Below are 15,830 nucleotides of genomic sequence, written 5' to 3'. Positions count from 1 at the left end.
GGTATTGTAGGAGTGAGGTAGTGAAGTATATTAGTTTATTAGGTGCAACAGGATCTGTTGGAATGCAGACGCTGGATGTAATAAAAAACAATCCAGAAAGCTTTCAGCTTGTTGCATTCTCTGCTGGTAAAAATATAGAATTAACAAAAAAAATTGTAGCAGAATTTAAACCATTTCTTGTCTCTGTATCGGACAAAAAAGATTATCTTATGTTAAAACAAGAGTTTCCTGGCATTTCTTTTTCCTATGGACAAGAAGGATTAGTAGAAGTTTCTGTCTATCATAAAGCGGATATACTAGTTAATGCTGTTTTAGGCAGTGTAGGGCTTCAGCCAACATTAAAGGCGATAGAAGCAATGAAAACAATTGCTATTGCCAATAAAGAAACATTAGTCACGGCAGGACATTTAGTAATGGATGCGGCGAATAAAAATAATGTAGCAATCCTTCCAGTAGACAGTGAACATTCCGCTATTTATCAATGTTTGCAAGGAGAATATGAAAAGAACATAGAACGGCTTATTATTACGGCATCTGGCGGGAGTTTCCGTGATTTAACAAGAGCGGATTTACAACATGTTACATTACAAGATGCTTTAAAACACCCTAATTGGTCAATGGGGGCAAAAATAACCATTGATTCTGCTACCATGATGAATAAAGGATTGGAAGTAATCGAAGCACATTGGTTATTTTCTCTCGCATACGATAAAATAGATGTATTGCTTCATAAAGAAAGCATTATTCATTCTATGGTAGAGTTTCAAGACAGCAGTGTTATGGCACAGCTAGGTTCACCTGATATGCGAGTGCCGATTCAATATGCACTAACATACCCTGATCGTTTGCCGATGCACTCTGCACAAAGATTAGATTTAGCAAGTATTGGCAAACTTCATTTTCAAGAAATGGACTTAGATCGCTTTCGTTGTCTAGCGTTTGCATATGAAGCTGGAAGACTCGGCGGCACATTGCCAACAGTCTTAAATGCAGCAAATGAAATAGCTGTTGCGAAATTTTTATCCGGTGAAATTAGCTTCCTGCAAATAGAAGAGCTGATTGAAAAGGCGATAAGCAATCATCAAAATATAGCAAACCCAAGCCTGGATGTAATCCAAGCTATTGATTTAGAAACAAGAAAGCGAGTAAGCACACTCCTATAAAAAGGTGGTTATATTTTGAATACAGTAGTGGCGTTTATTATTATCTTTGGAGCATTAGTATTTTTTCATGAGTTGGGTCATTTTATTTTTGCGAAAAGAGCTGGCATTCTATGCCGTGAATTTGCTATAGGATTTGGGCCGAAAATCTTTTCGCAAAAAAAGGGAGAAACAACCTATACGATTCGCCTATTGCCTTTAGGTGGATTTGTTCGAATGGCCGGCGAGGATCCAGAAATGGTGGATATAAAAGCTGGACACCGAATTGCTCTGTTATTTGATAAAGAGGAACAAGTTTCCAAAATTATTATTAACAATAAAGAAAAATATCCGAATGCACGAGTGATAAACGTAGAAGAAGCAGATTTGGAGCAGGAGTTATATATTAAAGGATATGCTGAAGACGATATAAATGAAAATCTTGTTGCTTTTCCGATAAAAAGAAATGCAGTTATCGTGGAAAATGGGATAGAATCTCAAATTGCACCAATTGATCGTCAGTTTGCAAGCAAAACATTAGGACAAAGAACATTGGCAATTGTCGCTGGCCCATTGATGAACTTTGTTTTAGCATTTGTCATTTTTGTATTAATTGCCTTATTGCAAGGAATTCCTTCCAATGAACCGAAGCTTGGCAAGTTAATTGAGGATGGAGTGGCTTTGCAAGCTGGTTTAAAACAAGGAGATACAATTGTAAGTATTGATGGAGAATCCGTAACCAGTTGGAAGGAAACGGTAAAGATTATTCAAAAGAGTCCCGGAGAAGATTTACAATTGACTGTATTGCGGAATGGCAAGGAATTAAATATAGATGTAACACCAAAAGCAACAAAAACAGAAGATGGCAAAACAATTGGACTGATCGGTGTGTATAGCCCAATGGAAAAATCACCACTTAAAGCAGTAAAATACGGGGCTACTGAAACATATACGTGGACGAAAGAAATAATTGGAGCCGTAGGAAAGCTTGTAACTGGGCAGTTTTCTATTGATGCATTGTCTGGACCAGTAGGAATTTATAAATCAACGGATACAGTGGCACAATCAGGTATTTATTATTTAATGAAGTGGGCAGGTATTCTAAGTATTAATCTAGGGATTATGAATTTACTTCCGTTTCCAGCTTTGGATGGAGGCCGACTAATGTTTTTTGCCATTGAAGCTGTGCGAGGAAAACCAATTGATCGACATAAAGAAGGGATCGTTCATTTTGTAGGATTCGCACTATTAATGTTATTAATGATTGTGGTAACTTGGAATGATATACAGCGATTTTTCTTGAAATAGACCAAATGCAAAAGTGGGGGACATAGCATCCCTCACTTTTAGTTAATAATTTTTTCCTGAAAGCAGAAAACCATTTTATATTGAGGTGCAAATAAATGAAGCAAAGTAGTATGTTAATACCAACACTAAGAGAAGTGCCGGCAGATGCAGAAGTGAAAAGTCATCAACTTCTTTTACGTGCTGGCTATATCCGCCAAAATGCAAGTGGTATATATTCATATTTACCATTAGCCAATAAAGTGTTAAAAAAAATCGAACAAATTATTAGAGAAGAAATGGATGCAGCAGGTGCAGTAGAATTATTAATGCCTGCAATGCAGCAAGCTGAATTATGGAAGGAATCTGGAAGATGGCATACATATGGCCCTGAATTAATGCGATTGAGAGACAGACATGATCGTGAGTTTGCATTAGGTGCTACACATGAAGAGGTAATCACAAGTTTAGTGCGTGATGAAATAAAGTCCTATAAACGTTTGCCGCTGGCGCTTTATCAAATTCAAACAAAATTCAGGGATGAAAAAAGACCGAGATTTGGCATTTTACGCGGCCGTGAATTTATTATGAAGGATGCATATTCTTTCCACTCGTCACATGACAGCTTGGGGGAAGTATATGATGCAATATTCCAAGCGTATTGTAATGTTTTCGAACGCTGTGGATTAAATTACCGTGCTGTTATTGCCGACAGTGGAGCAATGGGTGGAAAAGATACCCATGAATTCATGGTATTATCAGATGTTGGAGAAGATACAATCGCTTATTCAACAGAATCTTCTTATGCAGCCAATATTGAAATGGCCCCTGTAGTTGCAGTTTATGAGAAAGCGGACAAGCCGCTCAATGATTTAGAAAAAGTAAAAACAGAAAATCAAAAAACAATTGAGCAAGTAGCTTCCTTTTTTAATACTACTGCTGATCAATGCATTAAGTCTTTATTGTTCAAAGTAGATGAAAAGCATGTATTAATATTAGTGCGTGGCGACCATGATGTGAATGACATTAAAGTCAAAAATTTACTAGAAGCAGTTAGTGTAGAATTAGCTGATGCATCTGAAACATCAAGCATCTTAGGCTGCAGTGTTGGATCATTGGGACCAATTGGGGTGAAGGATGTAGAAATAATTGCTGATCATGCTGTGAAATCCATTGTAAATGGTGTATGTGGTGCAAATGAAGAGGACTTTCATTATATCAACGTAAATGCCGAGCGTGATTTTGTGGTCACTCAATATGCGGATCTTCGCTTTATCCAAGAAGGAGATGTGTCTCCAGATGGTGCAGGTACCATTGTTTTTGCAAAAGGAATTGAAGTTGGTCATGTTTTCAAATTGGGAACACGATACAGTGAAGCAATGGGTGCTACTTACTTAGATGAAAATGGACGTACACAACCACATATTATGGGCTGTTACGGAATCGGTGTTTCTAGAACGATGGCTTCCATTGTCGAACAGTTTAATGATGAGAAAGGTATTGTTTGGCCAAGTCATATGGCTCCGTTTGATGTTCATTTAATCCCTGTTAATATAAAGGATGAAACACAAACAGCATTAGCAGATAAATTATATCAACAATTTAAATCAAATCGTTTCGATGTACTGCTGGATGACCGTGCAGAGCGTCCAGGTGTTAAATTTGCAGATTCTGATTTAATTGGACTGCCGATACGCGTAACAGTTGGGAAAAAAGCTGCAGAAGGCATCGTAGAAGTAAAAGTAAGAAGCACTGGCGAAGTGTTGGAAGTGCATGAAGATAAACTGATAGAAACGATCACAAATCTATTAAAATAAATAGAGATAAAAAAAGAGTTGCTTCATATGATATGAAATCCTAATTAGTACTTTTGTATATGGTATTAGCAGTTGCCATATACAAAAGTTTTGGTTGGAGGCATATCTGGAACGGCTCTTTTTTGGATTTAATAAATTCAAAAAAGCAGCGCAAGCATAATGCATCTTTTACTTCAAACTAACCTTTCAACATATCATAGTGATATTGGAAAAAGTTAAAGAGTGAATGAGAGTGGCTTTGGTCATGTATTATATGGTAAAGTATAGTGTTGTATTTTGGAAAAGCTATATTCCTCCTATTTTTTGTGGAGAGAATAAGAAAGACTTTATCCCACTCTTAACAGGCAGTAAAACCCAAGTAAAACCCCCGCCTCAAGATTCCGAGAAATCGAGGAAGATAGGCGTTGAAACTCGCCCGTAAAGGTCCGATAAGTGCAACTAACCATCAGTGGGGATAAGGAAAACCCCCACTGATGGAAGTTTACTTTATGCTATAATTATTTTTATCCCACACTTAACGGGCAGTAAAACCCCCACCTTGGGGATGCTGAGAAATCGAGGAAGCTAGGTGGGGGATAACTGCCAGTAAAGGTCCGATAAGTTCAACTAACCATCAGTGGGGATGAAGAAAACCCCACTGATGGAAAGGTTCACTTTATGCTGCTTCCTGTAATAGCTTGATAGATAAAGGGGATAAACGGAAAGGAAGGAGAGGGGAAATGAGCGATATACAAGGAAAATTGGAAAGGTTTCAACTATTGCTGCAGCAATTGCAATTGACTGATGACCAATTTGTTTCTTATTTTCATCAAGCAAAGATAGATAAAATAACGATTGAAAAACGGGCGAAAAAATGGCATTTTCATTTTCTGTTTGACAATATTCTTCCATTTCAAGTGTATCAATTATTTACTAAAAAGTTGATCAGCAGTTTTTCGCATATTGCTTCTGTCACTTTTTCAATAAATGTACAAAATGCCATAGCAACTGAAATGTTGATTAAAGACTACTGGTCTGCATGTATTGAACAAATGCAGGGTATATCTCCTCCGCTTATAAAATTATTAAATGAGCAAGTTCCGAAAGTACAAGGAAATAAAATAACCATTCATGTACGAAATGAAATGGAAGGCCTGGCAATAAAAAGAAAATATGCACAGATGATTACTGATTCCTATCAATATTTCGGTTTTCCACTTTTTGTATTGGACACAGAAATTCAACAAGAAGCCTCCAATACGGAATATGAACAATTTCTGCAAGCAAAACAGCTAGAGGATCAGGAAAGAGGGAAGCAGGCGCTTCTGGATATTCAAAAAATGGAAGCTGACAAAGAAGCGAATGATGCGAATATTCCATCAGGGCCGCTAACAATTGGACTGACTATTAAAGATGACAGTGATTATCGCAGACTCGAAGAAATTATAGATGAAGAAAGGCGGATAACCGTCGAGGGGTATGTATTCCATGCGGAAACAAAGGAATTGCGAAGCGGAAGAACCCTTTTAACCTTCAAAATAACAGATTATACGAGTTCAATTTTAGTAAAAATGTTTTCGCGTGATAAAGAAGATGCAGCGCTCTTTCAATTAGTGAAAAAAGGGATGTGGCTAAGAGCACGGGGAAGCATTCAAAATGACACCTTTGTACGTGATTTAGTTATGATTGGCAATGACTTAAATGAAATTAAGCCATTAGAACGGAAAGATACAGCAAAAGAAGAAAAGAGAGTAGAACTTCATCTTCATACTCCTATGAGTCAAATGGATGCTGTATCGTCGGTCGGAAATCTTGTCGCACAAGCGAAAAAATGGGGCCATAAAGCTATTGCGATTACAGACCATGCGGTGGCGCAAAGCTTCCCGGAAGCATTTGGAGCCGGGAAAAAGAATGATATAAAAATATTGTATGGTGTGGAAATAAATTTAGTAGATGACGGAGTTCCGATTGCCTACAACGAAAAAGATATACCGTTAGATGATGCCACATACGTTGTATTTGATGTCGAAACAACAGGTCTTTCTGCTGTGTACAATACAATTATAGAACTAGCAGCAGTCAAAATATACAACGGTGAAATTGTTGACCGGTTTGAATCATTTGCCAATCCACATCACCGTTTATCTGCCACTACGATAAACTTAACCGGAATAACAGATGATTTGGTTCAAGATGCACCGGAAATAGATATCGTTCTGCGGAAATTTGTAGAATGGACAGGCGACAGTATTCTTGTTGCCCACAACGCATCATTTGACGTTGGATTCATCAATGTTGGATACCAAAAAGCAGGTTTGGCAAAATCAACAAATCCAGTTATTGATACATTAGAGCTGGGAAGATTTTTGTATCCCGAGCTAAAAAACCATCGATTAAATACGCTGGCGAAAAAATTTGATATTGAACTGACACAGCATCACCGTGCCATATATGATGCAGAAGCAACCGGATATCTCGTATTAAAAATGCTGAAAGATGCTAATGAAAAAGGCATTACAAATCACAATCAGCTTAACGATAATATGGGCCAGGGAAATGCGTATCAGCGTGCCCGTCCTTATCATTGCACTGTTCTTGCTCAAAATGACACTGGGTTAAAAAATCTGTTTAAATTAGTATCCATTGCTCACCTAAACTACTTTTACCGCGTTCCCCGCATTCCACGATCTGTTTTACAGAAATATAGAGAAGGATTATTAATCGGATCTGCTTGCGATAAAGGAGAAGTATTTGAGGCTATGATGCAAAAAGCTCCGGAAGAAGTGGAAGATGTTGCTCCATTTTATGATTATATTGAAGTAATGCCAAAAGAAGTCTATGCCCATTTAATAGAAATGGAGCTGGTACAGGATGAAAAGGCATTAGAAGAAATTATCACGAATATAACGAAATTAGGCGAAAAATTGGATATTCCTGTTGCGGCAACTGGAAATGTTCATTATGTTAATCCAAACGATAAAATCTACCGAGAGATATTAGTAGGTTCACAAGGCGGAGCAAATCCTTTAAATAGGCATAAACTGCCGGATGTTCATTTCCGTACAACAAATGAAATGCTTGACTGCTTCCGTTTTCTTGGGGAGGAAAAAGCAAAAGAAATTGTTATCACAAACACGAATAAAATTGCCGACATGATTAACAGCATTAAGCCGATTAAAGATGATTTGTACACACCAAAAATCGAAGGCGCAGATGAAGAAATGCGTGAGATGAGTTATGAAATGGCACGCAGAATATATGGGGAAAATCTTCCGGAATTAGTTGAAGCTAGACTGGAAAAAGAATTAAAAAGCATCATAGGGCATGGATTTGCCGTTATTTATTTGATTTCGCATAAGCTCGTGAAAAAATCACTCGATGACGGCTACCTTGTAGGTTCACGTGGTTCTGTCGGTTCTTCTTTTGTAGCAACCATGACAGAAATAACAGAAGTAAATCCATTGCCTCCTCATTATGTTTGTACAGAATGCAAGCACTCTGAATTCTTTAATGATGGCTCCGTCGGTTCAGGATTTGATTTGCCGGATAAAGACTGCCCAAATTGTGGAATCCCTTATAAAAAAGATGGACACGATATCCCGTTTGAAACATTCCTAGGTTTTAAAGGAGATAAGGTACCCGATATAGATTTGAATTTTTCCGGAGAATACCAACCGAAAGCTCATAACTACACAAAAGTGCTGTTTGGAGAAGAATATGTATACCGCGCTGGAACCATTGGTACAGTTGCAGATAAAACAGCATACGGTTATGTAAAAGCATATCAGCAGGATAATAATTTGCAAATAAGAGGAGCTGAAATTGATCGCTTGGCTTCAGGCTGTACTGGGGTAAAAAGAACAACAGGACAGCATCCAGGTGGAATTATTGTTATTCCAGATTACATGGATGTTTATGACTTCACCCCAATTCAGTTTCCGGCAGATGATCGAAACTCAGAATGGAAGACAACTCATTTTGATTTCCATTCCATTCATGATAACGTATTAAAACTAGATATTCTTGGACATGATGATCCGACTGTTATTAGAATGCTGCAGGATCTTAGCGGAATTGATCCAAAAACAATACCGACAGATGATCCGGAAGTAATGAAAATTTTTAGTGGAACAGAATCGCTTGGTGTTACATCCGAACAAATTAACTGTAAAACAGGTACATTTGGAATACCGGAATTTGGAACGAAATTTGTTCGCCAAATGTTAGAAGATACAAAACCTACTACATTTTCTGAGTTAGTCCAAATTTCTGGATTGTCCCATGGAACAGATGTATGGTTAGGCAATGCACAAGAACTGATTCATAATAATATCTGCAACTTAAGTGAAGTTATTGGCTGCCGTGATGATATAATGGTGTATTTAATATATCAAGGCTTAGAACCATCTTTTGCTTTTAAAATTATGGAAAGCGTTCGAAAAGGAAAAGGTTTGTCCGACGATATGGAAGAAGAAATGCGCAAAAATGAAGTGCCGGAATGGTATATTGATTCTTGTAAAAAGATAAAATATATGTTCCCTAAGGCGCATGCGGCCGCATATGTTCTTATGGCTGTTCGTATTGCGTACTTTAAAGTACATCATCCATTGCTGTATTATGCTGCATACTTTACAGTTCGTGCAGAAGATTTTGATGTAGATGCAATGGTAAGAGGTTCACAAAGCATAAAGGCTGTAATAGATGAAATCAGCGGAAAAGGGCTAGATGCTTCTACAAAAGAGAAGAACTTATTAACTGTTATGGAACTTGCTTATGAAATGGTAGAACGAGGATTTTCATTTAAAAAAGTGGACCTATATAAATCAAGTGCAACTGAATTTATCATTGAAGACAATACCTTAATACCACCATTTAATAGTATTCCGGGATTAGGTACAAACGCTGCTTTAAATATTGTCCGTTCAAGAAAAGACGGAGAATTTTTATCGAAAGAAGATCTTCAGCAGCGAGGAAAAGTATCCAAGACTATTATGGAGTATCTGGATAACCATGGTTGTTTAGGCGATATGCCGGATCAAAACCAGCTGTCCCTATTTTAACTTCCTGTGATTTCTTCGCTTGAAAAGGACGGGAAACCTTATAACAGCGCAGTTCCATTTGCATAAAATATTTGGTTATGGTATAGTTTATTTGGAAATACTAAGGATAACTTTCGCAAAAAGAGAGTGGGGAAACCCACTCTTTCGTATTGTGTATGCCTTTTTTTAGTGGCAGCATGATAATGAATAGCTAATTTCCTATTTATTCGGATACTTATTTACGAAAGATTATTTGTTCCTTGCTTAAGGAGGGAAAAAGTTGAGCAAAGTAACAGAATTAGTAGAAGAAATGGTACTGCCTATCTTAGAAGATCTGCATTTAGAATTAGTCGATATTGAGTATGTAAAAGAAGGTCCTAACTGGTTTTTACGCGTGTTTATTGATAAAGATGCTGGTGTTGATATAGATGAGTGTGCAGCAGTTAGTGAAAAACTTAGTGAAAAGCTGGATGAAGTAGATCCGATTACAGAAAACTATTTTCTTGAAGTATCTTCACCAGGAGCTGAGAGACCGCTAAAAAAGGATAAAGATTTTGAAAAAGCAATTGGAAAAAATGTATATGTAAAAACATATGAACCAATTGATAATGAAAAAACGTTTGAAGGTATTCTTGCAAGCTTTGATGGAACGAGCTTATCCATAGAAATCAAAGTAAAAACCAGAAAAAAAATAATTCAAATTCCGTATGATAAAGTTGCAAAGGCTCGTCTAGCTGTAACTTTTTCTTAAATTGCTTTAATGCTGCGGTGCCAATCCTGTAAAAAGCGTGTAGATAAAAAGATGATGTGATTTTTATTTGCTAGTATATAAATGGTAAAGGGTGATCGTGGCAATACCATCCATATTTTTTAGAGATTAAAGGGGGATACAATCTCATGAGCAGTGAATTAGTAGATGCTCTTGTATTGCTTGAAAAAGAAAAAGGGATTTCTCGCGATGTTATCATCGATGCGATTGAAGCAGCCCTTGTATCGGCATATCGTCGTAACTTTAATCAAGCACAAAATGTTCGAATTGATTTAAATTTAGGATCAGGAACAATGCGCGTATTTGCTCGCAAAGAAGTGGTTGATGAAGTGTTTGATCCGCGTCTTGAAATTTCATTAGAGGATGCACAAAAAATCAACCCGAACTACGACGTAGAAGATGTAGTAGAGTTGGAAGTTACACCAAAAGATTTTGGCCGTATTGCTGCTCAAACTGCTAAACAAGTAGTTACACAAAGAGTGCGCGAAGCGGAAAGAGGCATTATTTACTCCGAGTTTATTGATCGTGAAGAAGATATTATGACAGGAATTGTTCAACGCCAAGACAGCAAATTTATCTACGTAAGCTTAGGTAAAATAGAAGCTATATTGCCTGCGAATGAGCAAATGCCTAATGAGTATTATAAACCGCATGATCGCATCAAAGTATTTATAACAAAAGTAGAAAAAACAACAAAAGGTCCACAAATTTTCGTTTCGAGAACACATCCTGGTCTTTTAAAACGATTATTTGAAATGGAAGTTCCAGAAATTTTTGATGGAACTGTTGAAATAAAATCAGTTGCACGCGAGGCTGGCGACAGATCAAAAATCTCTGTTCATTCCGAGAATGAAGAAGTAGATGCAGTAGGTTCATGTGTTGGACCAAAAGGAACACGTGTGCAAACAATTGTAAATGAATTAAAAGGTGAAAAAATTGATATCGTGAAATGGTCCGCCGATCCAACTATTTTTGTTGCAAATGCACTTAGTCCTTCAAAAGTACTAGAAGTAATGGTGAACGAAGAAGAGAAAGCAACTACTGTTATTGTTCCAGATTATCAATTATCGCTGGCAATCGGAAAAAGAGGACAAAATGCCCGTCTGGCAGCTAAATTAACTGGTTGGAAGATTGATATTAAATCAGAATCAGAAGCAAGGGAAGTTGGAATCTATCCAACAGAAGCATCTCTTTTAACTTTTGATGATGAAATAGAAGATGAAGAATTTCATTTGAATAATGAAGATCTTGATTAATTGAGGTGAATGTGTGTGAACAAACAAAAAAAAGTTCCAATGCGTAAATGTGTTGCTACCGGTGAAATGAGACCGAAAAAAGAACTAGTTCGCATCGTTCGCTCGAAGGAAGGACAGGTTTCTGTGGATTTAACTGGAAAGAAATCCGGTCGCGGAGCATATCTTTCAATGGATAAAGAAGCAGTACTTTTAGCCAAGAAAAAAAATATTCTTTCCAGCCAGCTAGGAAGTGCAATTGATGACGAGGTATATGAAGAGCTGCTGGATATAATAGATAAGGGGAATAGACAATCCAAATGAAAGAGAATCAATGGATGTCATTACTTGGCTTAGCAAATCGAGCACGGAAGATTACCTCAGGTGAGGAACTAGCCGTTAAGGAAATTAGAAGCGGAAATGCAAAACTTATTATATTATCAGAAGATGCGTCAGAAAACACGACAAAAAAAATTACTGATAAATGTAATTCGTATGCTGTGCCGGTCAAGATGGTCCCAAATAGAGCATTATTAGGACAATCAATCGGCAAAGAAGCAAGAGTAGTTGTCGCTGTTTTAGATAATGGATTTGCAAAAAAACTTTTAACGCTGCTCGATTAATTCTAGCGGGGGTGAAATGATGAGTAAAATGCGAGTTTATGAATACGCAAAAAAGTTTAACATTTCAAGCAAGGATGTTATTACGAATTTAAAAAATATGAATGTAGAAGTTTCTAATCATATGACAACACTGGAAGAGGACGCAATAAAAAAATTGGATAATATATATAGTAAAGATACAAAAAATAACCAAAATAAACCAGAGCAAACTGTACCTTCTAAAAATATTGCAGATCAATATGAAGAAGAAAGTGATGCAATGGTAGAAAAGGGGAAAGTAAACAACCCTGTGAAGAATACTAAAGAGAATAAACCATTTAATAATAAAACAAAAACCAACAATCGCAATAATAATAATAATAAAAACAGCAATAACAACCGCAAGGGGAAACAATATCAAGCTCCTGCAGCACCACCTGCTCCTAAAAAAGAGAAAGAGCTTCCTGAAAAAATTACATTTACTGACTCATTAACCGTTGGAGAGCTTGCAAAAAAATTACACCGTGAACCATCTGAAATTATTAAAAAATTATTCATGCTTGGTGTAATGGCGACGATTAATCAAGACTTGGATAAAGATTCTATTGAATTGATAGCAAGTGAATACGGAGTAGAAGTCGAAGAAGAGATTCAAATTGATACAACAGATTTGGAAGTATATTTTGCTGATGATGAAGAAGCAGAGTTAGTGGAACGTCCATCTGTTGTTACCATTATGGGGCATGTAGACCATGGGAAAACAACATTGCTTGACAGCATCCGAAACACAAAAGTAACTGCTGGCGAAGCAGGGGGGATTACACAACATATTGGTGCTTATCAAATTGTTGAAAATGGAAAAAAGATTACGTTTTTAGACACACCAGGACACGCAGCATTTACAACAATGCGTGCACGCGGTGCAAAAATAACAGATATCACCATTTTAGTAGTAGCTGCAGATGATGGTGTAATGCCTCAAACCGTTGAAGCGATTAACCATGCGAAAGCAGCAGAGGTTCCAATTATTGTCGCTGTGAACAAAATGGATAAACCATCTGCTAATCCTGATCGTGTGATGCAAGAATTGACAGAACATGGTTTAGTACCTGAGGCATGGGGTGGAGAAACTATATTTGTACCTCTTTCAGCACTTTCAGGCGAAGGAATTGATACATTGCTGGAAATGATTTTGCTAGTAAGTGAAGTAGAGGAATACAAAGCAAATCCGAATCGCAATGCTGTTGGTACAGTAATTGAAGCTGAGCTAGACAAAGGTAAAGGATCTGTAGCAACATTGCTTGTGCAAAACGGAACATTAAATATAGGAGATCCAATTGTAGTGGGCAACACATTCGGACGTGTGCGTGCCATGGTGAACGATTTAGGACGCCGAGTAAAAAGCGCTGGCCCTTCTACTCCTGTTGAAATTACTGGATTAAACGAAGTACCTCAAGCCGGAGACCGCTTCGTTGTATTTAAAGATGAAAAATCTGCGAGACAAATAGGTGAAGCCCGTTCAACACAGGCAATTCAAGCACAAAGATCTGAAAAAACGCGAATCAGCCTGGATAATTTATTTGAGCACATGAAGCAAGGGGAAATGAAGGATCTTAATATCGTATTAAAAGCCGATGTTCAGGGCTCCGCAGAAGCTCTTGCTGCAGCACTTTATAAAATCGAAGTAGAAGGGGTAAATGTAAAAATTATTCATACAGCAGTTGGTGCTATTAATGAATCAGATATTACCCTTGCTGCTGCATCGAATGCCATCGTTATTGGATTTAATGTTCGTCCAGATGTAAATGCAAAAAGAGCAGCTGATGCGGAAGAAGTAGATGTGCGCCTGCACCGTATTATTTATAAAGTAATTGAAGAAATTGAAGCAGCGATGAAAGGAATGCTTGATCCAGAATTCCAAGAGAAAATTATCGGTCAAGCAGAAATTCGCCAAACTTTCAAAGTATCTAAAATTGGTACAATTGCCGGTTCTTATATAACAGACGGGAAAATAACAAGAGACTCAGGCATTCGCTTAATTCGTGATGGCGTTGTTATTTTTGAAGGGGAAATTGATGCACTTAAACGTTTTAAAGACGATGCAAAAGAAGTAAGTCAAGGCTACGAATGTGGAATAACCATAAAGAACTTCAATGATGTAAAAGAAGGCGACATCATCGAGGCTTATATTATGGAAGAAATTGAGCGTAAATGATAGTTGGTCTATTGACCGTTGAATGTATCATTTATGATGCACATTCGTTAAAAGAAAAGCGGGCAGTACTTCAAAGAGTGACAGCCCGCTTAAAACAAAAATATAATATTTCTGTATCCGAGGTTGACTTTCAAGATACATGGCAACGAACAAAAATTGCTATTGCAGCCGTTGCTTCTGCACGATTGTCCGTAGAAGTAGAGTTGCAGCATGCAATAAAGTTTATTGATTCTTTTCCAGAAATAGAAAGAACCATTACGGATATAGAATGGCTTTAATAAAACGAGGTGAAATAAGATGAGCCTTAGACCAAATCGTGTTGGAGAGCAAATGAAAAAAGAACTTGGCGAGATTATTAGTCGAAAGATTAAAGATCCACGCATAGGGTTCGTTACCGTAACAGATGTTAACGTTTCTGGAGATCTTCAACTGGCGACTGTTTATATTTCTGTTCTAGGAGATAAAGAGCAGCGTGAAAATACGTTAAAAGGCCTTGCGAAAGCAAAAGGGTTTATCCGTTCAGAAATTGGACAGAGAATCCGCTTGCGCAAAACTCCTGAAATTTCATTTGAATTTGATGAGTCGATTGATTATGGAAATCGTATTGATACTTTGCTTCATCAAATTGCAAAAGATGATCATTCAGAAGACAAGTGATGTAAATATAAACGAAGAGGGTGGCTCCGCTTATGTACATTCCAAATCCATGCTAAAAGCTTTTTTAGTATAGATGGAATGTGATATGTGGGGACGCCCCTTTTTTATCCATATCAAATATTGAATAAAAGGAAATAATGAAGAAAAGGAGATAGAAAGATGGAAGGAATTTTGCCTTTATGGAAACCAAAAGGAATGACCTCACATGACTGTGTTTTTAAGCTTCGAAAAATCCTCCATATGAAAAGAATTGGACATACAGGAACTCTGGATCCAAATGTTGATGGAGTACTTCCAATTTGTATTGGCAGGGCTACAAAAGTTGCAGAATACATTACAGATGCTGGAAAAACATATGAGGGTGAAGTAACTTTAGGGTATTCGACAACAACTGAAGATAGTTCAGGAGAAATAGTGGAACAAAAAAAGATTAAAGAAACGATTACAAGAGAAATAGTGGAAAATGCTTTTCAATCTTTAACAGGTGTCATTACACAAACCCCACCAATGTATTCAGCTGTGAAAGTAAATGGAAAACGATTATATGAGTATGCAAGAAAAGGAATAGAAGTGGAACGACCATCCAGAGAAGTGACGATTTATTCCCTTCGATTATTAGATGATTGGGACAATTTATCAGGGGAGCAGATTTCTTTTCGGTTTACGGTTGATTGCAGCAAAGGCACTTATATTCGTACGCTAGCAGTAATGATGGGAGAAAAGCTTGGATTGCCGGCGCATATGTCGAAACTAACAAGAACCCGTTCAGCTAATATGACGAAATCATCTTGTTTAGCATTTGCAGAAATAGAAGAAAAAATGGCAGATGGTTCATTAGCGGAATTTTTGCTGCCCATAGAAGAGGCAGTTTCTTATTTGCCGAAATTTCAAATAAATGATACATTAGCAATGAAGGTTCGCAATGGAAGTGTACTGGATACACCAGCATCGTTCATTTCAATTGTGGAACCAATTGTGATGGAATCAGAACAAGGGGAAGCATTAGCAATTTATGTTCACCATCCTACAAAACCTGGGAAAATAAAACCAAGTAAAATTTTAAAAGTGTTAGATTAACAGGTGATTATTATTTTTTC

At 37.2% G+C, this 15,830-nt stretch carries 12 protein-coding genes; all 12 read left to right on the top strand.

The genetic code is table 11. The annotated features are described in order from the left end of the window. Positions 1–20: 20 nt before the first annotated feature. The 12 genes from dxr (at position 21) to truB (ending at position 15,810) form a co-directional block, all read left to right on the top strand. Positions 21–1,163, top strand: coding sequence for a 1-deoxy-D-xylulose-5-phosphate reductoisomerase (gene dxr / locus ACTYBU_RS06615; RefSeq protein ID WP_445488199.1), 1,143 nt, complete (start codon positions 21–23; stop codon positions 1,161–1,163). Between the two features lie 15 nt (positions 1,164–1,178). Further along, complete coding sequence (gene rseP / locus ACTYBU_RS06610; RefSeq protein WP_445488197.1) at positions 1,179–2,447, top strand: RIP metalloprotease RseP; 1,269 nt, start codon at positions 1,179–1,181, stop codon at positions 2,445–2,447. Positions 2,448–2,542: 95 nt separating this feature from the next. Then, positions 2,543–4,240 carry a proline--tRNA ligase gene (locus ACTYBU_RS06605; protein WP_445488195.1) on the top strand — a complete coding sequence of 566 codons (1,698 nt, stop codon included), beginning with the start codon at positions 2,543–2,545 and terminating at the stop codon, positions 4,238–4,240. A 719-nt stretch (positions 4,241–4,959) separates the two neighbouring features. Beyond that, the gene (locus tag ACTYBU_RS06600) at positions 4,960–9,279 is read left to right on the top strand and encodes a PolC-type DNA polymerase III (protein ID WP_445488193.1); all 4,320 of its coding nucleotides are present in this window, start codon (positions 4,960–4,962) and stop codon (positions 9,277–9,279) included. 259 nt (positions 9,280–9,538) lie between these two features. Next, the gene (rimP, locus tag ACTYBU_RS06595; protein ID WP_445488191.1) at positions 9,539–10,009 is read left to right on the top strand and encodes a ribosome maturation factor RimP; all 471 of its coding nucleotides are present in this window, start codon (positions 9,539–9,541) and stop codon (positions 10,007–10,009) included. Positions 10,010–10,155: 146 nt separating this feature from the next. Next, the gene (gene nusA, locus ACTYBU_RS06590; RefSeq protein ID WP_445488190.1) at positions 10,156–11,283 is read left to right on the top strand and encodes a transcription termination factor NusA; all 1,128 of its coding nucleotides are present in this window, start codon (positions 10,156–10,158) and stop codon (positions 11,281–11,283) included. A 9-nt stretch (positions 11,284–11,292) separates the two neighbouring features. Then, on the top strand, positions 11,293–11,583 hold the full coding sequence (rnpM, locus tag ACTYBU_RS06585; protein ID WP_445488188.1) for an RNase P modulator RnpM: 291 nt from the start codon (positions 11,293–11,295) through the stop codon (positions 11,581–11,583). Beyond that, a complete protein-coding gene (locus ACTYBU_RS06580) occupies positions 11,580–11,882 on the top strand; it encodes a YlxQ family RNA-binding protein (RefSeq protein WP_445488186.1) in 303 nt (100 codons plus the stop codon). Before rnpM ends, ACTYBU_RS06580 begins: the two co-directional genes overlap by 4 nt. A 19-nt stretch (positions 11,883–11,901) precedes the next feature. Next, positions 11,902–14,076, top strand: coding sequence for a translation initiation factor IF-2 (gene infB, locus ACTYBU_RS06575; RefSeq protein WP_445488185.1), 2,175 nt, complete (start codon positions 11,902–11,904; stop codon positions 14,074–14,076). Beyond that, a complete protein-coding gene (locus ACTYBU_RS06570) occupies positions 14,073–14,354 on the top strand; it encodes a DUF503 domain-containing protein (RefSeq protein ID WP_445488183.1) in 282 nt (93 codons plus the stop codon). Before infB ends, ACTYBU_RS06570 begins: the two co-directional genes overlap by 4 nt. Before the next feature lie 19 nt (positions 14,355–14,373). Continuing rightward, positions 14,374–14,733 carry a 30S ribosome-binding factor RbfA gene (gene rbfA / locus ACTYBU_RS06565; RefSeq protein WP_445488182.1) on the top strand — a complete coding sequence of 120 codons (360 nt, stop codon included), beginning with the start codon at positions 14,374–14,376 and terminating at the stop codon, positions 14,731–14,733. Between the two features lie 159 nt (positions 14,734–14,892). Next, positions 14,893–15,810: a tRNA pseudouridine(55) synthase TruB gene (gene truB / locus ACTYBU_RS06560; RefSeq protein ID WP_445488181.1), complete on the top strand. Its 918-nt coding sequence runs from the start codon at positions 14,893–14,895 to the stop codon at positions 15,808–15,810. Positions 15,811–15,830 lie beyond the last annotated feature (20 nt).

This window comes from Niallia sp. 03133 (assembly GCF_052663225.1).
Note: the sequence above shows the minus strand (reverse complement) of the source record. Positions and strands in the feature narration are given on the sequence as shown.